20 protein-coding genes are annotated in these 20,818 nt (G+C 73.5%); 8 read left to right on the forward strand and 12 right to left on the reverse strand.

The features are described from left to right. Positions 1-8: 8 nt before the first annotated feature. Positions 9-728: an alpha/beta hydrolase gene (locus DDP54_RS08500; protein WP_109131375.1), complete on the reverse strand. Its 720-nt coding sequence runs from the start codon at positions 726-728 to the stop codon at positions 9-11. 172 nt (positions 729-900) lie between these two features. Here DDP54_RS08500 and DDP54_RS08505 point away from each other — a divergent pair, with 172 nt between their 5' ends. Further along, entirely contained in the window at positions 901-1,710 is an 810-nt protein-coding gene (locus DDP54_RS08505) for an MBL fold metallo-hydrolase (RefSeq protein ID WP_109131376.1), read from the forward strand. Positions 1,711-1,764: 54 nt separating this feature from the next. Here the strand turns inward: DDP54_RS08505 and DDP54_RS08510 are convergent, their stop codons facing one another. Beyond that, positions 1,765-2,133 carry a ribonuclease E inhibitor RraB gene (locus DDP54_RS08510; protein WP_158274489.1) on the reverse strand — a complete coding sequence of 123 codons (369 nt, stop codon included), beginning with the start codon at positions 2,131-2,133 and terminating at the stop codon, positions 1,765-1,767. Between the two features lie 117 nt (positions 2,134-2,250). On the opposite strand from DDP54_RS08510, the gene DDP54_RS08515 reads away from it, so the two are divergent. Then, the gene (locus DDP54_RS08515; protein WP_109131378.1) at positions 2,251-4,224 is read left to right on the forward strand and encodes an NHL domain-containing thioredoxin family protein; all 1,974 of its coding nucleotides are present in this window, start codon (positions 2,251-2,253) and stop codon (positions 4,222-4,224) included. Between the two features lie 4 nt (positions 4,225-4,228). Here the strand turns inward: DDP54_RS08515 and DDP54_RS08520 are convergent, their stop codons facing one another. From DDP54_RS08520 to DDP54_RS08530, 3 genes are all read right to left on the reverse strand, one after another. Further along, positions 4,229-5,635 carry a sensor domain-containing diguanylate cyclase gene (locus DDP54_RS08520; RefSeq protein ID WP_158274490.1) on the reverse strand — a complete coding sequence of 469 codons (1,407 nt, stop codon included), beginning with the start codon at positions 5,633-5,635 and terminating at the stop codon, positions 4,229-4,231. A gap of 88 nt (positions 5,636-5,723) precedes the next feature. Continuing rightward, a complete protein-coding gene (locus DDP54_RS08525) occupies positions 5,724-6,830 on the reverse strand; it encodes a methyltransferase (RefSeq protein ID WP_242448303.1) in 1,107 nt (368 codons plus the stop codon). Between the two features lie 74 nt (positions 6,831-6,904). After that, positions 6,905-7,510, reverse strand: coding sequence for a TetR/AcrR family transcriptional regulator (locus DDP54_RS08530; RefSeq protein WP_109131380.1), 606 nt, complete (start codon positions 7,508-7,510; stop codon positions 6,905-6,907). Between the two features lie 108 nt (positions 7,511-7,618). On the opposite strand from DDP54_RS08530, the gene DDP54_RS08535 reads away from it, so the two are divergent. Next, positions 7,619-8,050, forward strand: coding sequence for a VOC family protein (locus DDP54_RS08535; protein ID WP_109131381.1), 432 nt, complete (start codon positions 7,619-7,621; stop codon positions 8,048-8,050). A 7-nt stretch (positions 8,051-8,057) separates the two neighbouring features. Here the strand turns inward: DDP54_RS08535 and DDP54_RS08540 are convergent, their stop codons facing one another. After that, positions 8,058-8,453: a DUF5997 family protein gene (locus DDP54_RS08540; protein ID WP_109131382.1), complete on the reverse strand. Its 396-nt coding sequence runs from the start codon at positions 8,451-8,453 to the stop codon at positions 8,058-8,060. A gap of 58 nt (positions 8,454-8,511) precedes the next feature. Between DDP54_RS08540 and DDP54_RS08545 the strand changes: the two genes are divergently transcribed. Beyond that, the gene (locus DDP54_RS08545; protein WP_197711349.1) at positions 8,512-9,354 is read left to right on the forward strand and encodes a LysR family substrate-binding domain-containing protein; all 843 of its coding nucleotides are present in this window, start codon (positions 8,512-8,514) and stop codon (positions 9,352-9,354) included. A 47-nt stretch (positions 9,355-9,401) separates the two neighbouring features. After that, complete coding sequence (locus tag DDP54_RS08550) at positions 9,402-9,947, forward strand: DinB family protein (protein WP_109132456.1); 546 nt, start codon at positions 9,402-9,404, stop codon at positions 9,945-9,947. Positions 9,948-10,716: 769 nt separating this feature from the next. On the opposite strand, the gene DDP54_RS08555 is transcribed toward DDP54_RS08550, so the two are convergent. The 5 genes from DDP54_RS08555 to DDP54_RS08575 form a co-directional block, all read right to left on the reverse strand. Then, on the reverse strand, positions 10,717-11,844 hold the full coding sequence (locus DDP54_RS08555; RefSeq protein WP_109131384.1) for a transglutaminase family protein: 1,128 nt from the start codon (positions 11,842-11,844) through the stop codon (positions 10,717-10,719). After that, positions 11,841-14,375 carry a circularly permuted type 2 ATP-grasp protein gene (locus tag DDP54_RS08560; RefSeq protein ID WP_109131385.1) on the reverse strand — a complete coding sequence of 845 codons (2,535 nt, stop codon included), beginning with the start codon at positions 14,373-14,375 and terminating at the stop codon, positions 11,841-11,843. The genes DDP54_RS08555 and DDP54_RS08560 overlap by 4 nt, the downstream gene beginning before the upstream one ends. 114 nt (positions 14,376-14,489) lie before the next feature. Further along, a complete protein-coding gene (locus DDP54_RS08565; RefSeq protein WP_146192398.1) occupies positions 14,490-16,253 on the reverse strand; it encodes a DUF5671 domain-containing protein in 1,764 nt (587 codons plus the stop codon). After that, on the reverse strand, positions 16,217-16,666 hold the full coding sequence (locus DDP54_RS08570; protein ID WP_146192399.1) for a hypothetical protein: 450 nt from the start codon (positions 16,664-16,666) through the stop codon (positions 16,217-16,219). Before DDP54_RS08570 ends, DDP54_RS08565 begins: the two co-directional genes overlap by 37 nt. 106 nt (positions 16,667-16,772) lie before the next feature. Further along, on the reverse strand, positions 16,773-17,789 hold the full coding sequence (locus tag DDP54_RS08575; RefSeq protein WP_109131388.1) for an LLM class flavin-dependent oxidoreductase: 1,017 nt from the start codon (positions 17,787-17,789) through the stop codon (positions 16,773-16,775). A 173-nt stretch (positions 17,790-17,962) separates the two neighbouring features. Here DDP54_RS08575 and DDP54_RS08580 point away from each other — a divergent pair, with 173 nt between their 5' ends. The 3 genes from DDP54_RS08580 to DDP54_RS08590 are packed head-to-tail and all read left to right on the forward strand — an operon-like array spanning position 17,963 to position 19,844. After that, on the forward strand, positions 17,963-18,817 hold the full coding sequence (locus tag DDP54_RS08580; RefSeq protein WP_146192400.1) for a hypothetical protein: 855 nt from the start codon (positions 17,963-17,965) through the stop codon (positions 18,815-18,817). A gap of 10 nt (positions 18,818-18,827) precedes the next feature. Next, positions 18,828-19,208 carry a hypothetical protein gene (locus DDP54_RS08585; protein ID WP_109131390.1) on the forward strand — a complete coding sequence of 127 codons (381 nt, stop codon included), beginning with the start codon at positions 18,828-18,830 and terminating at the stop codon, positions 19,206-19,208. 12 nt (positions 19,209-19,220) lie between these two features. Further along, positions 19,221-19,844: a class I SAM-dependent methyltransferase gene (locus tag DDP54_RS08590; protein ID WP_109131391.1), complete on the forward strand. Its 624-nt coding sequence runs from the start codon at positions 19,221-19,223 to the stop codon at positions 19,842-19,844. 72 nt (positions 19,845-19,916) lie between these two features. Here the strand turns inward: DDP54_RS08590 and DDP54_RS08595 are convergent, their stop codons facing one another. After that, positions 19,917-20,411, reverse strand: a complete 495-nt coding sequence (locus DDP54_RS08595) for an FBP domain-containing protein (RefSeq protein WP_109132457.1) — start codon at positions 20,409-20,411, stop codon at positions 19,917-19,919. Positions 20,412-20,818: the final 407 nt, after the last annotated feature.

Below are 20,818 nucleotides of genomic sequence, written 5' to 3' on the forward strand. Positions count from 1 at the left end.
TGCGGATCTCAGGAGCTCGCCGACGCGATGATCGCGGCGGCGAGCTCCGCGGGTCGTGACAGCATCGGCCAGTGGCCGGTCGGCACGTCGACGTAGGTGACATCGAGGTCGCCCAGCTCGGTGTGGAGCGGCGGGCCGGAGTGCGCGAGGGTGCGCAGCACCTCGGACGGCAGGCTCGAGCAGATCACCGTGACCGGCACGGCGAGGCGCCGTGGGTCGCTGACCCGCACGGGCTCGCGCGCCGGGCCCGCGGGGTGCGGCACGTCACGCGCCCGGAATGCGGCTCGCATGGCGTCGTCCAGCCCCTCGGCGCTCGTCCCGACAGCCTCGAGGGACGCCCACGACGGCAGCGGTATCTCCACGGCATCCGACGGTAGGTCGGGGGAGATGGCCGCGCCGTCCGCGAGTGGGCCGCTGTCGACGTAGACCGCGCGGCGCACGCGCTCGGGCACCCGGTCGACGACCTCGCCGACGAGCGCACCGCCACCGCTGTGCCCCACGAGCAGCACCCCGGGCGGGAGCGACTCGACGAGCCGGACGACGCTGCCCACGTGGTCCTCGCGCGTGACGGCCGACCGGTCGGCCTCCACCGACTCCAGCCCTGGCAGCGTCACGGCGTGGGGTTCGAGCCCCGCGTCGCGCAGGGGCCCGACGACGTCGTCCCAGGCCCAGGCGCCGAGCCAGAAGCCGGGGACGAGCACGACATGAGGGTTCCCGAAGTTCGCCATGTACCGAGACTGCACCGACCCTCCGACACGAGCCTCGCCGGCCTTTGGCGGGGCTGCTCGGCGGGGTCGCTCGGCGGGGCTGGACGCGTGTCGCGGCGGGCGCTAGGACTGTGACGCGGACCGACAACAGCGAGGGGGCGCACGTGGCAGCGCGCACGGACAGGCGGCCCCGATGAGCGGGTCGCGCCACGAGACCGCCGGCGTCGTCGCGCGGGAGATCGCCCCGGACGTGCACTGCCTCGGGCCGTGGGGACGCGTGCAGAACGACGTCTACCTCGTGCGGTCCGGCTCGTCGTGGGTGCTGATCGACGCCGGCTGGGCGCAGGACGGCCCTCGGATCGAGCGGGCCGCCGAGTTGCTGCTCGGCCCCGGCACGAGGCCGTCCGCGATCCTGCTGACCCACTGCCACCCGGACCACGCCGGTGCTGCCCGCGAGCTGGCACGCGCCTGGGGCTGTGCCGTCTGGATGCATCCGGCCGAGCTGCCGTTCGCGACCGGTGACTTCGCCGGCATGCGAGCGTTCGCGGGGCCGCTCGATCGGCTCGTGGTGCTACCGCTGATGCGGGCGATGGGCACGCGCCGACGCGAGGCGGTGCTCGCCCGGTCGAGCCTCGGCGAGGTCGCCCGCACGTTCGAACCCGGCGCCGAGGTCCCCGGCCTGCCGGGCTGGGAGTGCATCCCGACGCCGGGTCACACGCCCGGGCACGTCTCCTACTTCCGACCCGCTGACCGGGTCCTGATCAGCGGTGACGCCGTCATGACCCTCAAGGTCAACACCGTGCCGGGGCTGCTGCTGCAGCAGCCGGGCCTCTCGGGGCCGCCCTGGTACACGACGTGGAGCCAACGCGCCGCCCGGGAGTCGATCCGCACGCTCGCAGGCCTCGCGCCCACCGTGCTCGCCGGCGGCCACGGCGCGCCCATGACCGATGCCCGAACGGCGGCCCGGCTGCGGGCCTTCGCCGGGCTCGCAGCGACGGACTGACGGGCCCGCGCAGTTCGGGTGCGACCCGAGGAGTCGGGGCGGAGCTCGTTCGCCCTACGACTCAGGGATCTGGGCGCCCCAACCGTCGTAGACGGCTCCGGCGCGGGCGGCCTGCCGGACCATGGCCTCCGTCAGATCAGCCAGCACCGCGAGAGAGGCGACAGGGAGGGCCGAGTCGGCCTGCACGGCCCACACCGTCTTCTTCCGGAAGAGCCCGGCCTTGGCCTGGAACGACTCCGTCGTGGCGGTCGTCCCCTCGGCCGCGAGTGCCTCGACGAGCGAGACGGCGGCAGCTTCGTCGTCGGCGAAGAAGAAGGTCTCGACGTCGAGGGGTGATCCCTCTCGGAGCCCGTGGTCGAGAAGCACGGACCACGTCTCGGCGGTCTTCTGCCTCTGCTGATCGACGAGCGACTCCAGGTCCACGGGCCTCAATCTAGGGCACACGGCCCCGACCTCGATCGGTGGTGGTACGTCCTAGCCGGGGTGGTGCGGCAGTCGCACGCCGTCGAAGCCCCGGCTTCTGTCGTGTTGACTGTGCCCGTGACCGAACGTGCCCTGCGCCTGCCCCGCGTCCGTGCCTCCGAGCTCGTCGGACGCGGCTGGCTCAACACCGGCGGCCGCGACGTCACGCTGGCGGACCTGCGCGGCAAGGTCGTCGTGCTGGACTTCTGGACCTTCTGCTGCATCAACTGCCTGCACGTCCTCGACGAGCTGCGCACGCTCGAGGAGCAGTACCGCGACGTGCTGGTCATCGTCGGGGTGCACTCCCCGAAGTTCCTGCACGAGGCGGACCCGGTCGCGCTCGCGGCCGCGGTCGACCGCTACGAGGTGCGCCATCCCGTCCTCGACGACCCGGACCTGACGACCTGGTCGGCGTACACGGCGCGGGCCTGGCCGACGCTCGTCGTGATCGACCCCGAGGGGTACGTCGTCGCTCACATGGCGGGCGAGGGTCACCTGCACAACCTCGAGGTCCTGGTCGCGGAGCTCGTGCGCGCGCACGAGGCCGCTGGGACGCTGCACCGCGGCGACGGCCCGTACGTGCCGCCCGAGCCGACGTCGGGCACGTTGCGCTTCCCCGCGAAGGCGATCGCGCTCGCGGGCGGCACCTTCCTCGTGGCCGACGCCGGGCACCACAGCCTCGCCGAGCTCGCGCCCGACGGCGAGACCCTCGTGCGGCGGATCGGCTCCGGGATGCGCGGACCGGCTGACGGCGGGCCCGACGACGCGCGGTTCAGCGAGCCCAACGGACTGTGCCTCGTGCCCGACGAGCTGCGGGCGGAGGTCGGCTACGACGTGCTCGTCGCCGACACGGTCAACCACGCGCTGCGCGGCGTGCGGCTCGCGGACGGCACGGTCACGACGGTGGCTGGGACGGGCGAGCAGTACATGGTCGGCGGCGCGGACAACGTCGTGGCGCGGCCCGGTGACGACTCGGGCACCGACCGCTCGGGCGTCGGGTACGACGGGCCCGCTCTCGACGTCCGGCTCTCGTCCCCGTGGGACGTCGTCTGGTCGCCCGTCGTGGGCGCGTTCGTCATCGCCATGGCCGGCAACCACACGCTGTGGGCGTTCGACCCGGTGCTCGGCCGGATCACGCGGCTCGCCGGCACGATGAACGAGGGGCTGGTCGACGGCCCGGCCGCCGATGCCTGGTTCGCCCAGACCTCAGGGCTCGCAGTCGACACGGCCGGGCGGCTGTGGCTGGCCGACTCGGAGGTGTCCGCGCTGCGGTTCCTCGACGGCGGCGGACCAGCGGCACCGGCGACGGCGACCGCCGGGGCGTCCGCCACCGTCGGCACGGCCGTCGGGGCCGGGCTGTTCGACTTCGGCCACCGCGACGGCCCTGCGGACCAGGCCCTCCTCCAGCACCCCCTCGGCGTCGCAGTGCTGCCCGACGGCTCGATCGCGGTCGCCGACACGTACAACGGCGCGATCCGCCGCTACGCGTCCCCGGCCCCGGACGCCCCCGAGGGCAGCGTGGGCGAGGTGACGACGCTCGCGACCGGTCTCGCCGAGCCGAGCGGGGTCGTCGTGGAGGTCGCCGGCGACGCCATCCGGCTCGTCGTCGTCGAGTCCGGCGCGCACCGGCTGACGCGCATCGGGCTGCCCGCGGCGCTCGCGGGCGAGCTCCTCGACTCGGGCGCGCACCGCACGCAGCGACCTGTGACCGACCTGGCGCCGGGCGAGGTGCGGCTCGACGTGGTGTTCACGCCCGCCGTCGGGCAGAAGTACGACGACCGGTACGGTCCCTCGACGCGCCTGCAGGTGTCGGCGACGCCGCCCGGGCTGCTGCTCGACGGCGCGGGCGACGACGTCGCGCTGACCCGGGTGCTGCGCCTCGACCCCGCCGTGACCGAGGGGGTGCTGCACGTGACTGCGCACGCCGCGAGCTGCGACGCCGACCCGTCCGTCGAGTACCCCGCCTGCCACCTCAACGCGCAGGACTGGGGTGTGCCGGTCCGGGTCGTCGCGGGTGCGGCGTCCGAGCTCACGCTGCCGCTGCACGGCTGAGGCGTCAGCTCGCGCCCTGGACCGCCAGGTCGAGCAGGAGCAGCAGCGCCTCGGCGAACGGCGCCGAGCTCTCCTCGGGTGCCGTCGTCTCGACCTCGACGACCCACGGGTCGCTCGCGACGGCCAGCGTGCGCACCTGACCGGGGTCGTCGGAGGGCATCCCGCCGCGGGCGACCGCCACCACGCCGCCGTCCTCCGCGTCGCGCAGCACCGACCACGACGCGCCGCCCATCGCGCCCGTCGCGGACGCTGCGAGCGCGCACAGCCGCGGCACGAGGCCCGACTGCGCGTTGAGGATCGCGCCGACCCCCGCGGCGATGACCTTGTCGACGGTCACGGCCGCGGCCGACGCGCTCGACGCCTCGGCACGGACCGCCCGGGCCCGACGACGCTTGGCCTGGTACTGCGCGGCGTCCGCGCGACGGAACAGCGTGCGCGCGTGCTCAGGGCGGCCGTCGGCGGTCGACGCGACGCCCCAGGAGATCGCGGCGCCGTTCACGAGGGGGTACTTGCGGATGGTCCGGGCGAGGGTCCGCTTGACCTCGTCGCGCGGGAGCCCGATGGTCACGAGGCAGAACTCGTCGCCGCCGAGCCGGGCCACCGTCGTCCCGGGCAGCTGGTCCTGGGCGCGCCGCAGCACGTCCGCGACGGAGCGCAGGAGGTCGTCGCCCGCGTCGTGGCCGAACTCGTCGTTGACGCGCTTGAGGCCGTCGACGTCGCACATGACGACGCACATCTCGAGGTCGGACATGAGGGCGATCTCGGCGGCGTGGTCGGCGACGCGGCGGTTGCCGAGACCGGTCAGAGGGTCGTCGGCGACGAGGTGCCGCACCTGCTCGTCCAGGTCGACGCGGGCCAGGGCCCCGGCGGTCAGCGCCGAGACCACCTCGGCGGTGGCGACGTCGTCGACCTCGAACAGCGGCTGCCCGACGTCGCGCGTCGCGAGGATCTGGCCCCACACGTGGCCGTTGACGATGATGGGGGAGCCGAGCCCGGTGACCTGACCGGACGCCCGGAGCGCCTCGCACTCGACCGCGTCGCCCCAGTCGACCCCCGACTCGTCCGGCGCGTGCGCGACCCAGCTGCTGTGCTCCCGGATGAGGGTGCGCAGCGCGGGCCGGTCGGCGGAGCGGACGGTGACCCGGGTCGAGCCGGTGGCGCTGCTGACCGTGACGGGCTCGGCGGGCGGCGGGTACACGGACAGGGTGCGGCACGTGTCCTGCTCGATGCGGGACACGGAGACCGACTGGGCGCCGAGCAGCTCGTGCGCGAGCGCCGCGGCGGCGTCGACGAGCTCACTGATCTTCTCCGCGCGGTCGAGCCGGTGCGCCGCGAGCGCGAGCCCACGCACGCCGGTCATGGCAGGGGTCGCCGACCGTCGCCCTCGGGCTGCCTCGCTGGCACGTTCCACGCAGTCATCATGCTGCACGGCGGGGGTCACGTGAGCCGTCATCACCTGATCAGGGGCGCACGTCGCCCGGACGTGCGCGCACGCGAGGTCAGACGTGCTCGAGGACGTAGATCCGCGGGTGGTGCCCCTTGGCGAACACGCGCAGCTCGGCGCGGACCCGCCAGTGCGCGTCGGCCTCGCGGATGCACCGCTCCATGACCTTGATCTCGTGCGTGAGCACGACGAGGTGGGCGCCCGGGGCGCTGACCTCGTGCGCCACCCGGAGCAGGTCGGAGTGCAGGGCGGGGTTCGTGACGTGCGAGCCGTGCAGCGCGCCCCAGGGCGGGTCGGCGAGCACGAGGTCGAACGGGCCGGCGTCGCGCCAGGAGCCACCCGCCGCTGTCACGTCCGCGCGGACCACCTGGGCCCGGTCGGCAAGTCCCGCCGCCGCGAGGTTCTCCTGGGTCGCGCCGATCGCGGCGGGGTCGATGTCGACGCCCACCGCGGCCGCGGCGGGTCCCGCGAGCAGGCGCTCGACGAGCAGGGTCCCCGACCCGCACATGAGGTTGGCGACACGGTCGTCCGCCTGGGCCCCCACGATCCGGACGATCGCGGCCGCGATGGTCGCGTTGACCGCGCCCGGGAAGTCTGCGACCCGCCACGGGCGCGCGGACAGCGGCCGTCCGCCGAGCCGCACGAGCACGTCCCAGCCGGCCACGTCCGCCGGCGCACGCGTCGCACCGGGCTGGTCGTTCCGTGGGGTGCGGCGGAAGCGGACGACGACCTCGCCCTCCGCGTCGTCGTGCACCAGGCCCGTGGCGCGGGCGAGCTCCGCGGCGAGCCGCTGGAACACCGTCGAGTCGTGGCCGGCCGCCTCGAACCGGAACGTGCGCGCCGCCCCGAGCCGCACGGAGGTCGCCATCGCGTCGGCGATGCGCGGCAGGTGCTCGCCGCTCGTCAGCGACTTGGGTCGCGGCACGTCGAACGTCAGCACGAGGAACACGGCGACCGCGGTGCGCAGGGACAGGGCACGCTCGAGCCGACCGACGTGGTCGACGAGCAGCGCGTCCTCGCGACCCGGCACCGGGCGGGGCGGGCGCGGCGGCGCGAGGCGCTCGGTGATCTCCTCGGCGACGATCTCGCCGAGGCCCGGCAGGAAGGTCACCTCGAGCCGCTGCGTGACGGGCCGGTAGGCCGCGCGCGCGGGTCCGCGCAACGGGGCACGACCCGTCGACCGGGCAGGGCCGCGCGCCGAGGGGCGCTGGGATGCGTGAGGAGGCGTCACCGCGGTCAGACGCCGACGGGGACGCGTGCGCCGACGGCCCGCAGGACGAACGTGACGGTGGCCTCGACGGCCGCGTCGCGTGCGGGGCCGCCGTCGGGCACGCGGCGGCTCGACAGGCACGCGTTCACGAGCGGGACGGTGGTGTCGACGTCCTGCTCGGGGAACGCGCCCGACGCGATCCCCTCAGTGAGGATGCGCCGCAGGACCCGCTCGACGAGGACGACGTGCGCGCGCACCCGTTGCTGCGTCGCGGGCGACAGGAGCGCGCGCAGGTCCGGCCCGGGGGCGAGGTGGTAGACCCGCTTCAGCCTGGCCTGGGCGCGCACGTACGCGCTGAGCTGCTCGGTGGGGTCCTCGACGTCCGCGAGCGAACGCTCGAGCGTCTCGACGTACCGCTCGGTCTCGTCGGTGATGAGCCCGACGAGGAGCGACTCCTTGTCAGGGAAGTGGTTGTACACGGCTGTCCGGCCGATCCCCGCGGCCGCAGCGACGTCCGCGAGCGTGATGACGTCGAAGCCGCGGTCCGTCATGAGCGCGGACAGCGCCGCGAAGAGTCGCCGCCGGGTCTGCTCGCGGTGCTCGTGCAGCGACCCGCCGATGATCTTGGGCATGCTGACATCCTCGCACGATCTGTCACTTCCCCTGTCCGCCGACCGGCCCTCCCTAGGCAGCGCAGCGGCACCGTCCTACCGTGGGCCCACCCGACGGAGGAGACGCACGTGGAACCCCGGCTGACCCTGCTGACCCTGGGCGTGCGCGACGTCGCGCGCTCGCGACGGTTCTACGTCGATGCGCTCGGCTGGCCCGCTGTGCTCGTGGCCGACGACATCGTGATGGTCCAGGTCGAGCCCGGCCTGGTGCTCTCGCTGTGGGACCTGGAGGCCATGCGCGCGGAGGTCGGGACGGTCGGCGACCCCGCGACGGCGTCGATCACGCTCGCCCACAACGTGTCCGACCCCGCTGCGGTGACGCGGGTCCTCGACGAGGCCGTCGCAGCGGGCGGGACGCTCGTGCAGCCCGGGCAGGTCCGCGAGTGGGGCGGGTTCAGCGGCTACTTCGCGGACCCCGACGGGTACCGGTGGGAGGTCGCGCACAACCCGGGACTCGTCGTCGCACCCGACGGCACGGTCACGCTGGGACCTGTGGGCTAGAGGCCTGTCAGCGCTGGGGCTTCGCAGCCCGCTGCGCGTCGCGAGCGGCGACCCGCTCCTCTTCCTTGCGGACCTGCTCCTGGATCTCGCGCTCGCGCACGAGCCAGTTCGGCCGTTCGTCCCGCAGGTCGTTGATCTGCTCGGTCGTCAGCGCGTCGGTCACGCCGCCGCGCGCGAGACCGGCGATCGACACCCCGAGCCGGGTCGCGATGACCGGGCGCGGGTGCGGCCCGTTCTGGCGCAGCTCGACAAGCCACTCGGGCGGGTTCTCCTGGAGGGCGTCGACCTCGTCGGTCGTGTGGTCCTGCTCCTGGAACTCCGCGGGGGTCGCCGGCAGGTACACACCCAGCTTCTTGGCCGCCGTGGCGGGCTTCATCGACTGGGTGCTCTTCTTGGCGCTCATGGTCCCAGGGTATCGACCGCCGCAGGCCGCCGTGCACCGGTCCCGGTAGCGTGACCGTGTGCCAGAGCCCGTCGTCCCCGCCCCCCAGGTCTTCCGGCTCGCCATCGTTCCCGGGGTGACACCGGGCAAGTGGGTCGGGACGTGGCGCGAGCGCCTGCCCGACGTCGCCCTCGAGCTGGTCCACGTGACCGCGCTCGACGGCGGTGACATCCTGCGCTCCGGAGCCGCCGACGCGGGGCTCGTGCGGCTGCCGGTCGACCGCGCGGAGCTCTCCATCATCCCGCTATACACCGAGGTACCGGTCGTCGTCGTGCCGGCGGACCACGAGATCACGGCCTTCGCCGACGTCGCCGTCGCCGACCTGGCCGACGAGATCGTGCTGCACCCGCTCGACGACCTGCTCGGCTGGGACCGGCTGCCGGGGAAGCCCGCGGCCGAGCGGCCCGCCACGACCGGGGACGCCGTCGAGCTGGTCGCGGCCGGCATCGGCGTGCTCGTCGTCCCGCAGTCCCTCGCGCGGCTGCACCACCGCCGCGACGTGACGTACCGGCCGCTCACGGACGGTCCGGGGTCGCAGGTCGCCCTCGCGTGGGTCGAGGAGCGGACGACCGACCTCGTCGAGGAGCTCGTCGGCATCGTCCGGGGGCGGACGGCCCGCAGCTCACGCGGTCGGGTGCCGCGGCCGCCGGAGCCCGAGGTCGCCCAGGGGACCGCAGGCGCGAAGGGCGGTGCGAAGGGCGCCGCGGGTTCGAAGGCCGGCGGTGTCAAGAGCGGCGACCGGCGCAAGCCGACGCCGCGGGTCCCGGGCGACGAGCGTGCGCGCAGCCCGCGGGGGGCCTCCGGCGGTCGCGCGAAGCCGGCGGCCCGGCGCGGCAAGCCGGGTCCGCGCGGGTCGCGCTGACCCCGCCGGGGTGTCCAGCGACGGGCCTGGTCGATAGCGTGGTGGGCATGACGTCGGAACCGCAGGACGCCCCGCCCGAGATCGAGCCGGACACCAAGGACTGGACGTGGGTCCTGGACCAGCGGTGCCCCGAGTGCGGGTTCGCCGCGCCTGACGTCGAGCCGACGGACATCGGCGCGACCGTCCGCACGCTCGCGCCGCGGTGGGTCGGCGCCCTGAGCCGCAGCGACGCCCGACAGCGGCCGGAGCCCTCGGTCTGGTCGGTGCTCGAGTACGGAGCGCACGTCCGGGACGTGCACCTCGTGTTCGGGCGGAGGCTCGTGGCCATGCTCGAGCACGACGACCCCCTGTTCGAGAACTGGGACCAGGACGCAGCAGCCCTGGCCGACCGCTACGACCTGCAGTCCCCGGCCGTCGTGGCGACCGAGCTCGTCGACGCCGCCGACGCGCTGGCCGACGAGTTCGACGGCGTGACGGGCGAGGCGTGGGACAGGTCCGGACGACGGTCCAACGGGTCGGTCTTCACCGTCCGCACGCTCGGCCAGTACTTCCTGCACGACGTGATCCACCACCTGCACGACGTGGGCGCCTGACCCCTTAGCACGACTTCGAGGGGCCCTTGTCCACAGCCCCTGTCCACAGATGCGTCCACAGGTCCCAGGACACGGGCTGCTGGTCCTGGGTATGGTCCCCGCGGGGCGCCCCGCGAATGTGGCCTCGACCAGGCCCTGAGACGCAGCAAGGCCCCTCGACGCTTACTCCGAGGGGCCTTCGCTGGGTTCCAGGGTACGTGAGGCTGTGTCGAGCCCCGGTGAGCGACGCGCGGCGGACAGGGAAACGTCGGGTGTCGATCCTGTCGGCAGACGAGCGGCGACGCCTCGAGAGGCACCGGCGTGGCGCGTCCTGCGTGTCGTCCACAGATGTTGTCCACAGGCCTGTGACGACAGCGTGTTCATGCAGGCCAACCTGTGGACAGACGTGTGCACCGACCGGTGGACAAAGAAAGATCGCAGGAGCACTTGCGGGCCCGGTGCGGCAGGACTAGACCTGAGCCAACGACCTCGAAGGACCGAGATCCAGCGGACAGGACTCCCGCAAGGGGGACACCGGCCGAGGACCACGGAGACCGTGAGGCCGGGGTCGAACGGAGAACGGCGGACCGTCTTCGCGGGGAAACCCGGGGAGCTGCGGATGACGACGCAGAAGGCTCGCAGGGACCGGGAGACCGACCGCAGGACGTTGCGACACCGAGAGACCGGGCAACCGGAGGATCATCGTCGCGGCGGAGCCGCCGAGTCATCGGCAGTGAAAGCCGTCGGTTCGCCGACGGGAACCCGCGGTCCAGCAGGGCCCCTCGGACGCTTACTTCGAGGGGCCCTCGCTGTTGTCCGGGGAGGCTTCGATGTCGGGCGAGGCGTGGTTGCCCGGGGAGGATTCCGGCCCTGCTGACGGTGAAGGCTCGCGGGCGGCGCGCGGCGGCGACGTGGGCACGAGGTCCACCGAGACCGACGGCTTCGCGCCCGGCCCCTCGGTGAAGATGACCCCCCGCAGCGGCGGCACGTCGGAGTAGTCGCGACCCCACCCGAGGATCACGTACCGGCTGTCGATGAACTTGTCGTTCGTCGGGTCGATCTCGACCCACCCGGCGCCGGGCACCCACGCGGACACCCAGGCGTGCGAGGCGTCGGCGCCGCGCAGCTTCTCGCGACCCGGCGGCGGCATCGTCTCGAGGTAGCCGCTCGCGTACCGGGCCGGCAGCCCGTGCACCCGCAGGGCAGCGATCATGAGGTGCGCGAAGTCCTGGCAGACCCCGGTGCGCTGCGCGAGCAGCTCCGACTGGGTGGTGTGGACGGTGGTCGACCCGGAGCGGTACGTGAGCTCGGTGCGGATGCGGTGCGCAAGGTCGGCGAGCAGCTCGGCGACGGGGCGGCGCGCGGTGAACGACGGCGCGGCCCAGTCACGGACCTCGGCGGTGAGCGCCACGTGGCGGGACGCGAGCGTGGCCTCGCGCAGCGCGACCAGCCCGATGCCGTCGAGCTCGCGATCGGGCCGGTCGGGGTCGGGCGAGCCGGCCAGGGGCTCGTCGGGCACGTCGTCGTGCACGACGCCGTCCCACTCCTCCGTCGACGCGGGCGCGCGGCCGGTGCGGGCGGCCCGGGCCACGTCCTCCCACGCGACGACCGGAAGGTCGGCGACGTCCGCCTGCCGGCGGGTGACGGTGATGGTCGACCGCGCCGTCACGACGAGCTTGCGATGATCGGTCTCGACGGCGAAGTACGTCGATCGGTTGCCGAAGTAGTCGATGTGCGCGTCGGTGTCGGTGGGTGCCGGGCGGACCGTGAGGGTCGAGCTGTGGCACGTCTGGTCGGGCAGCTCGCGCGGGGTCAGGGCCGTGCGGCCGTAGGAGCTCGTGACGGGCTGGGCGTACGCGTAGGTCGTGCGGTGCACCAGGGCGTACGTCCGCGGCTCGACGGCGGTGGGCTCGCTCATGCACCCGCCTCCCGGTCCGGGTCGCCCGCGTCGTCCGTGTCGTCCGTGTCGTCGGAGTCGTCCGTGCTCTCCACGCCCCACGTGTCGTCGAGCGTGCGGCTCGGCACGGGCTGGGCGAAGTGGACCAGTGCGATCTCGTCGGCCAGGGCACGCAGCCGCCACCGCATCGAGTCCAGGGTCTCGGCGAGGTGCCGGCGGTGGCCGTCGTCGGTGACGAGGGCCGCGACGGCGACCGGGTCGAGCTCGGTGAGGACGTCGGTGACGTCCTGCAGCAGCCGGTCGCGCAGGTCAGGGGCCCGCAGCGCCGTGGGGACGTCCGCGAGGTCGTCGCGCAGCCGGTCGAGCTGGAAGGTGAGCGAGCGAGGGTTCGACGGGTCGACGAGCAGCAGGTCGAGGACGCCGGCGACGCTCGCCGGCCCTTGGTTGCGGCGCCGGTAGGTCAGGACGGACTCGTGCGTGATGAGGACCGACTCGATGACCAAGGCGTCGACCGCGGCGGGTCGCACGTCCGTGAGGGTCGCGGCGAGGGACTCCACGAGGTGCTGGGCCCGTTCGAGGCGTCGGCCGGCATCGAGGAGCCGCCAGCCCGCGTCCCGGACCATGCTCTCGGCGCCGATGCCCGCAAGCGCGAGCAGGGCCTCGAGGAGCCGGTCGAGGACGGGCTGCAGCCCGGCGGTCTCGGCCGACACCTGCGCCGCGAGCTGGTCGGGCGCCGGCGGGGCCTCGGTGCGCGCTCCGGTCAGCGCACGCTCCATGCTCGCGAGCGGCAGCCAGCTGTCCCCCGAGAGCTGGTCACGCACGGCCGACGAGGCGTCGATGAGCGACCGGACGGACCGGGCGACCGACCGGGGGGCGGACCGGTCGAGCAGCAGCGAGCGCAGGTCGAGGGGAGCGGAGCGGGTCGTCGCCCCGGGCCAGGTCGCCGGGGTCGCGACGTCGGCCGCTGCGAGGAGTGCACCCAGCGCGCGGCCGCCGACCGAGCGCGGCGAGTGGTGGTAGTCGTTCCACCGGTCGACGAGCGCGCGCAGGTGGCGGACCGTGTCGCCGGCCCGTTCGGCGTACCGGCCCAGCCAGAACATGTTCTCCGCGGTGCGCGGCGAGATGCCCGACACGGCCCGCTGCGGTCCCGCGTCGCCCGGACCGTTGAGCCACGGGTCGGGGAGCGTGCCCGTCTCGGACGACAGCACCCAGACGTCCCTCGCGACCGCGCCGAGCGCCCCTGAGACGAGCTGCTGCGACGGGTCGGGGGCGACCCGCGCCAGACCGCCCGCCATGACCCGGTACGAGCCGTCGTGCGCGACGGCGAAGGTCCGCAGCACGGCCGCCGCGGTGTCCGTCGCCCACGGCTCGCCGACCGGCTCCTGGCCGACCCAGCTGCTCGGGTCCGCGGCGATCCGCGCGGCCAGGGCGTCGCGCGCGGCACGGTCGAGCGTCCAGCCGCGCACGGTCGTGCTCCGGGAACCGCGCGCGGTCGGCTTGAGCACGAGCCGGTCGAGGTAAGCCAGGACGTGGGTGCGCGCGATGTCGTCGCCGCACCAGTACGTCGGTGGCGTCGGCAGCGCGAGGTCGCGACCGAGGACGACGCGCGCGAGCCGGGGCAGGTGGGCGAGCAGTGCCGGGTTCTCGAGGACCGAGCTCCCGAGCGGGTTGACGACGCTGACCGCACCGGCCCGCAGCGCGCGCACGAGCCCCGGCACCCCGAGCCGCGAGTCGGACCGCAGCTCGAGCGGGTCGCAGTAGTCGGCGTCGACGCGTCGCAGGATCACGTCGACCGGCTCGAGCGCGTCGAGCCCCTGCATCCACACGCGACCCTCGCGCACCAGCAGGTCGCTGCCCTCGACCATGGGCAGGCCGAGCATCGCGGCGAGGTACGACTGGTCGAACGCGGTCTCGCTGTGCGGGCCGGACGTGAGCAGCACGACGCGCGGACTCGTGGCGCCCGCGGGGGCGGCGTCCTGCAGCGCGAGCTTGAGCGCGTGGAAGAACGGCCCGAGCCGCTGGATGGACGCCTGGCGGTAGACGCCGGACCGGACGCGCGCGACGACACGCCGGTCCTCCATCGCGTACCCGGCGCCCGAGGGTGCCTGCGTGCGGTCGGCGATCGCGACCCAGCCGCCCGACGCGTCCCGCGTGAGGTCGGTGGCCGTCAGGACGAGCTCGCGTTCCGTGGGCAGCCGCAGCCCGTCGACGGCCCGCAGGAACCCGGGGTGCGCCAGGACGATCTCCGGGGGCAGCAGCGCGTCCGTGAGCAGCCGACGCGGGCCGTACAGGTCGACGAGGACCTCGTCGAGCACCTGGGCACGCTCGACGAGAGCCGCGTCGAGCGTGGTCCACTCGAGCTCGTCGATGACCACCGGGACCGGGTCGAGGTGCCAGCCCGGGGCGCCCGGGGTCGCGTCGTCGGTGCCGTAGGTGACGCCGTGGTCGGCGAGCAGCACGTCCGTCTCGGCCCGGCTCCGGGTGAGCTCGGGGCCGGTGAGCGCGATCTCGTCGACCGTTCCGGGACGCGGCGAGGACAGCAGGTCCGTCACGCGGCCCTCCTCCGGCGCCGTGGCCCGCGCCGGGTGGCGCGCTCCGAGACGCCTACCCCATCACGCCGGGGACCGGACCTGATGCACCGACCACGTGTCGGGCACCGCACGCGGCTACGGACGCAGCATCCCGACCGTCTCGAGCCCCGCCGGTCCGGCCACGACCGTGAGCGCGGGGGTCGGGGAGGCCTGCACCGCGGCGACCACGTCGTCGACCACCCACGGCCCGGCCTGGCCGTCCGCCCGGGTCCACAGGTCGACCCGGGCGCCCGTGCGGTGCTCGACCGCGCCGACGAGCGCAGGGTCGGGGGCGCCGACGAGCAGCACGTAGCGTGCGCCGAGCCGAGCCTCGGGTGCAGGGAGCCGCGAGCGGTCGTCGCGGTAGACGGCCCAGTGGTAGCCGGAGATCGCGCCCGTGGCCAGCAGGATCGCGACGGGGATGCGCATGTCGCGCACGACCTGCGCGTCGAAGCCGCCCTGCAGCGCGCCCTGGATCCCGAAGAACGCCGCGACCAGGACGGCGACGACGGCAGCGATCCCGCCGAGGCCGAAGAGCACGAAGAGGTAGATCCGCCGGGTCGGCGAACCGAGCTCCTCCGGGCCGTCCGCGTGCGCGACCCGCTCGATGCGCCTCCAGAACACCCACCACAGCGGGCCGCCGACGAGGAGGAGGGTCACGCCGGACAGCAGCGAGTTGACCACCGAGGTGCCGAGCTCGACCTCGGCGACCGGGATCAGCGACTCGACGAGCGCGACGACCACGAGGGTCACCCCGACCGCGGCGGCCAGCAGGGCGATCCCCGCCATCAGGTACTCGTAGACGCGGGTGACCTCGGTGCGTCCGAGGGCCGCGCCGGCGAGCACCTCCCGGTGGTACCACCAGCTGACGACACCGACGACGACGCAGGCGACCGCGGTCGGCGTGCCCTCGAAGTGCTGCACGGCCTGGGTGGACGACGGGTCGCCGAGGAGCCACACGAGCAGCTGGTACACCGCGATGCTGGCTCCCACCACGGCCAGGACCAGAGAGCCGCCGACGCCGACCGGGAGCACGTAGGCGAACCACAGCGCCGTCCGGTCGGCCGTGGACCAGGTCCGCAGCCAGTACACGATCCAGACCGGCACGCCGACGACGACCGTCGCTGCCGCCTGCGCGATGGGGTGCTGCGGTTCGACGAGGAGGTTGGTCGTGTCGGTCCCGACGAGGGCGACGACGGAGGAACCCAGCAGCGCGACGAGACCCGCCACGCTCGTGCCCAGGCCGATGAGCGACCCGATCACGAGCTGGGCCTGCCGGCGGACGGCGTCGAGCATCCGGTGCGACACGGTCCAGTGCACGAGCCAGACCGCGGCCCACACGACGAAACGAGCCGTCGCCGGCCAGTCGAACGTGTCGCCCGTCAGGACCGACGCGACGACGTCGTGCAGCGCGAACATCGCCACGACCAGGGCCGTCAGGGGTGCGACCGTGAGGTAGAAGCCCCAGCCGATGGAGTCCACCTCGTCCGGGTCCCGCGTCAGGTGTCGCCTCGACCACGCGGCGAGCAGCAGGAACATCGGGATGCCGAACAACGAGAAGGTCAGCGCCCGGGCCAGGGCGCTGCGGTCGTCCCCGGCCAGCGCGGCCTCCTGGAACGGCAGTCCGAGGAGCTCCGAGAGGCCCACGGTGGCGACGATCAGCAGACCGAACAGCAGCAGGTACTGGAAGAACCGCCGGACGCTGCGGGCGTCGTTCCGCTGGCCGCCGGTCCGGTTGCCGAAATGACGCACGGCCCACACGACCAGGACGATCGGGAGGGCGATCGAGAGCAGTGCGGACAGGATCCCGAAGATCATCATGATCAGCCCTTCGTGGAACCGCAGGGGTACAGCAGCCACGGTGACCCGCTGATCTTCCAGACCCCACCGTCGCGCTCAGCGGTGATGCGCTCGGTGTGGGTGTACCCGGAGTCTCCGAAGGGACCGCTGTCGGCGCCCTCGGTGACGTCGACCGTCACGACTGCCGCGTCGCCGTCGACGACGGCGTCCTTGAGCACGATGCGCGCCGACCCGGAGACGGTGACGGACGAGACGTCCGAGAGCGTGCAGCCGGAGCTCGACGAGAGCAGCTTCGTGGCGGCCGGGTAGTCGCCGGCGAGCACGGCCCTCAGGTACTCCTGAACGACTCCCTGCGGGGTGTTCGGGTCCAGCGTCGGAGCCGTGCGTCGTGCCGCCACCACCCCGGCGATCGCGGCGAGAACGACGACGACGCCCACAACTGCGGCGAGGACACGATTCGGTCCGCTGGCCATGACACCAGTGTGGTGGTTCGTCATGCTTCGTGCGCGGTCTCGCGGTGCTGCGAGCGGGTGATCACGCAGGTCACCGGACATCCGACCGGTCGGCGCCGGCTCCCCGTCAGCGCCAGCCGAGCTCCGGCGCCACGTACCGCAGGACGCTGTCGACGAGCTGCGCGTTGAAGTCCACGCCGAGCTGGTTGGGGATCGTCAGCAGGAGCGTGTCGGCGGCAGCGATCGCCTCGTCCTCGGCCAGCGCCGCGACCAGCTCGTCGGGCTCCCCGGCATAGGTTCGGCCGAACCGTGCGGAGCCACCCTCGAGGTGCCCGACCTGGTCCTGGCTGTCGGTCGCGCCGCCGAAGTACGCACGGTCCAGGTCGCTGACGATCGGGAAGATGCTCCGGCTGACCGAGACCCGCGGCTCGCGCGGATGGCCGGCGGCTGTCCAGGCGTCCCGGAACCGCTGGATCTGCTCGGCCTGGAGCTGGTGGAACGGGACCCCGGTGTCCTCGGTGAGGAGCGTCGAGCTCATCAGGTTCATGCCCTGCTGGGCCGTCCACTCGGCCGTGGCGCGCGACCCGGCGCCCCACCAGATCCGGTCGGAGAGCCCGGGGGAGTGCGGCTCGATGCGCAGCAGCCCGGGCGGGTTGGGGAACATCGGCCGTCGGCTGGGCTGGGCGAACCCTTGACCCGTGATCGCGTCCAGGAACGCCCGGGTGTGCTCCCGGGCCATCGCGGCGTGGTCGCCGTCGGCGGGCACGTGGCCGAAGTACCGGAACCCGTCGACCACCTGCTCCGGTGACCCCCGGCTGATCCCCAGCTGGAGCCGCCCGCCCGCGATGAGGTCCGCCGCGCCGGCGTCCTCGGCCATGTACAGCGGGTTCTCGTAGCGCATGTCGATGACGCCGGTGCCGATCTCGATCCGGCTGGTCCGGGCGCCGATCGCCGCGAGCAGCGGGAACGGCGAGCCGAGCTGCCGGGCGAAGTGGTGGACGCGGAAGTACGCGCCGTCGCCCCCGAGCTCCTCGACGGCGACGGCCAGGTCGATGGACTGCAGGAGCGCGTCGGACGCCGAACGCACCTGCGACTGCGGCGACGGCGTCCAGTGGCCGAACGAGAGAAACCCGATCTTCTTCATCTGCTGCTCCTCGGTCGCCGGACGTCGTCCATCGAACCACGGGTGAGCCGCCCCCGAAGCCCCGCGCGGCGAGGCGGAGCAGCACCTGGCCGGGTCGCAGCGGTCGGCGGTCTGGGGAGGGGTATGGGACCTTTGCACCCTGTGCGGGCGTCAGACGCCGACAGTCTGGGCGTATGACGACCCCATCGACATCCTCCGAAGCCCTCGCACGCGTGACGACGCCCGGTGGCCCCCGACATGCGACGACGTGGTGGGTCACGTCCGCGGCGGCGGCTGCCGTCGCATGGGTCGCGAGCGTGATCGGGCTCGCCGACGTCGACGGGATCTACGGGCGGGAGACCGCGTCGTTCATCGACCAGGCGATCGCCCAGGACGTCGTCAACGTGGCCATCGCCGCCCCCGCGACGCTTCTGCTCGCGTGGCTCGCCTGGCGGGGTTCGATGCGGGCAGGGCTCCTGTGGACCGGTGTGCTGACCTTCACCGCGTACAACTACGCGATCTACACGATGTCGATCCACGTCGGGCCGCTGTTCCTGGCGTGGGTGGCAGTGCTCGGGCTGACGTTCTGGTCGCTCGTCGGCGGGCTGCGGGCCCTGCGACCGACGGTCGTGGCCGCGGACCTGGCCCCAGCGCCGCGCCGCGTCGTCGGCTGGTATCTCGTCGTCGTCGCCGCGGTGTTCACGCTGCTGTGGCTCTCGGACGTGGTGCCCGCGATGATCGAGGGCCGCATCCCGGCGGGTGCCCTGGACCTCGCCCTGCCGTCGAACCCCGTGCACGTGCTGGACCTGGCGATCTTCCTGCCCGCCGTGATCGCCATCGGGCGCCTGGTGCTGCTGCGCCGGCCGGCCGGCCTCATGCTGGCGCCGGCCGCTGTCGTCTTCCTCGTGATGACCGGCCTGCCGATCCTCGTCACCCCGTTCGTCACCGCGGCGCGCGGCGGGGGGCCGCAGTGGGCGGTCATGGGTCCGGTCGGGGTGATCACGGCAGTCGGGGTCGGCGTCCTGGTCGCGCTGCTGCGCCGGCGGTAGGTTCGCAGCCATGAGTGCGACGGCAGCCGAACGCATTGCGCAGCGCTGGGACGGGCGTGCGGACCGGGACGCGCAGGAGTACCTGGTCCGAGCCGCGGGGTGGACCCGGCGCATCGTGTGGGTCGTCGTGGTCAACTTCGCCGCGGCCTTCGCGATCCTCCTGACCGGCAGGCTCGACAACGGTCGGATGATCGCGGCCATGGCCGTGCCCGTCGTCGCGACGAGCATCGGGACGTTCCTGATCTTCCGTCGAACCCGCGAGTTCCGAGGCGCCGCGTCGATCGTCGCTCAGCGTCAGGGCCTGCCGAGCGACACCTATCTCGACTTCCGTGGCGTGGCCGCGTTCGATGTCAGCCTCGCCAGGGCGAGATCTCGCACGGCGGCTCGATGACGGGGTGTCGTCGTGGGACGACGTGAACGGCTCATCGACTACTGGGACGACGAGTCCTCGCGCTACGAGGCGATGACGGCCTCGGTCGAGCGTCGCTACCTCGCTGACAGCCGGCGCTGGGTGTGTCAGCGGGCCACCGGGTCGACCCTCGAGCTGGCCGTGGGCACCGGCCTGAACTTCCCGTACTACCCCGACCACGTCAGCCTCACCGGGGTCGACTGGAGCCCGCAGATGGTGCAGGCCGCCGAGCGGCACACCGGCAGGTTGCTGCGACCGATCGCCCTGACGACGGCGGACGCCATGGCTCTGCCCTTCGCCGACGGACGGTTCGACACCGTCCTCTGCACGTTCGCGTTGTGCTGCATCCCCGACGACCGGGCGGCCCTCACGGAAGCGATCCGGGTGCTCAGACCCGGCGGCAGCCTGCTGCTCGCCGACCACGTCGTGGCGTCCAACCTGGCGCTCCGTGCGCTGGAGCACCTGGTGGAGCTGGTGACGATCCCGCTGCAGGGTGAGCACTACACCCGACGTCCCCTCACCATCGTCCGGGACCTGGGCCTGACGATCGTCGACACCGAGCGGCTGACGCACGGCGCGATCGAACGCGTCCACGCACGCAAGCCCGCTGCCGCGTGACCCGCGCACCCGTGCGGGGCGAGTGACGGAGCGCGGCGATGGCTGGTCTCCGGCATCGCCGCGCCGTCCCGCTCAGACCTCCTGGAGGACCGACCGGGCGAACCACTGCGACCGCTCGCGCAGCCCCTCGATCCGGCGTTGCACCAGTCCGGCGGGGTCCAGGCCCGCCTCGACGATCGTCGGCGTCCGCCGCACGTTGCGTGAGCACTCGAAGCTCGTGCAGATCAGCGTGCCGATCGTGTCGCCGTTGCGTCCCGACGCCCCGGCACGGCGTGCCACGTACATCGACGCGTCGTTCGTCGCGTTCACGTCCTCGCACCACGCGCACATGGCCCGACGGCGCGCCGCCTGGACCTCAGGGGTGCGGAGCGTCAGGCCGACGAGCCTGTCGTCGACGGTCAGGACCACATAGGCGCGCAGCGGCGCCTTGCGGTCGATCCATCCGAGGTAGTCGAGGCGGTCCCAGCGGAGGTCGCTCAGGTCCAGCGGGAGGCTGAGCTGGGACGCCTCACCCTTCGAACAGTTCACGAAGGACGTGCGGATCTGCTTCTCGGTCAGGGGGTTCATGGTCATCGGCTCTCGTGCGATCGGAACCGCCAGTCGCCGTCGCATCGGGGGCCTCGACCGAGGTCGACAGCGCGGATGCGAGCGAATGGTGGCGCGGGGACGGTCAGCGCCCGCCGAGGTATGCCGATCATCCGTCGGACCGTGGGGTCCGACGGGCGTGTCGCCGTGAGGCGTCAGGCGTTCTGGGCGGGCGTCCGGGCCACGCCTGGGCAGGCCTGGACGGCCGCCCCGCTTCCCTGCTGCATCGTTGTGAGCTCCGCGCTCGGGTGGCCATCGGCTCGTCCGACGGCTCAGTACGGTCCCCATGATGCGATCGGACGGCTCGGCAGGGCAAACGGGATCGGCGCGGACGGTGCGGCCCCACGCACCGTCCGCGCCGGATCGTGAGCGTCTACCTGAGGTTGACG

It is taken from the genome of Cellulomonas sp. WB94 (assembly GCF_003115775.1).
Taxonomy (GTDB): domain Bacteria; phylum Actinomycetota; class Actinomycetes; order Actinomycetales; family Cellulomonadaceae; genus Cellulomonas_A.

Excerpts from the sequence above, each read along its gene's own strand:
- DDP54_RS08595 (WP_109132457.1), bottom strand. The coding sequence starts at position 20,411 with ATGAACCCCCTGACCGAGAAGCAGATCCGCACGTCCTTCGTGAACTGT.
- DDP54_RS08500 (WP_109131375.1), bottom strand. The coding sequence starts at position 728 with ATGGCGAACTTCGGGAACCCTCATGTCGTGCTCGTCCCCGGCTTCTGG.
- DDP54_RS08530 (WP_109131380.1), bottom strand. The coding sequence starts at position 7,510 with ATGCCCAAGATCATCGGCGGGTCGCTGCACGAGCACCGCGAGCAGACC.
- DDP54_RS08575 (WP_109131388.1), bottom strand. The coding sequence starts at position 17,789 with ATGAAGAAGATCGGGTTTCTCTCGTTCGGCCACTGGACGCCGTCGCCG.
- DDP54_RS08550 (WP_109132456.1), top strand. The coding sequence starts at position 9,402 with ATGACGTCGGAACCGCAGGACGCCCCGCCCGAGATCGAGCCGGACACC.
- DDP54_RS08580 (WP_146192400.1), top strand. The coding sequence starts at position 17,963 with ATGACGACCCCATCGACATCCTCCGAAGCCCTCGCACGCGTGACGACG.
- DDP54_RS08540 (WP_109131382.1), bottom strand. The coding sequence starts at position 8,453 with ATGAGCGCCAAGAAGAGCACCCAGTCGATGAAGCCCGCCACGGCGGCC.
- DDP54_RS08585 (WP_109131390.1), top strand. The coding sequence starts at position 18,828 with ATGAGTGCGACGGCAGCCGAACGCATTGCGCAGCGCTGGGACGGGCGT.
- DDP54_RS08555 (WP_109131384.1), bottom strand. The coding sequence starts at position 11,844 with ATGAGCGAGCCCACCGCCGTCGAGCCGCGGACGTACGCCCTGGTGCAC.
- DDP54_RS08570 (WP_146192399.1), bottom strand. The coding sequence starts at position 16,666 with ATGGCCAGCGGACCGAATCGTGTCCTCGCCGCAGTTGTGGGCGTCGTC.
- DDP54_RS08505 (WP_109131376.1), top strand. The coding sequence starts at position 901 with ATGAGCGGGTCGCGCCACGAGACCGCCGGCGTCGTCGCGCGGGAGATC.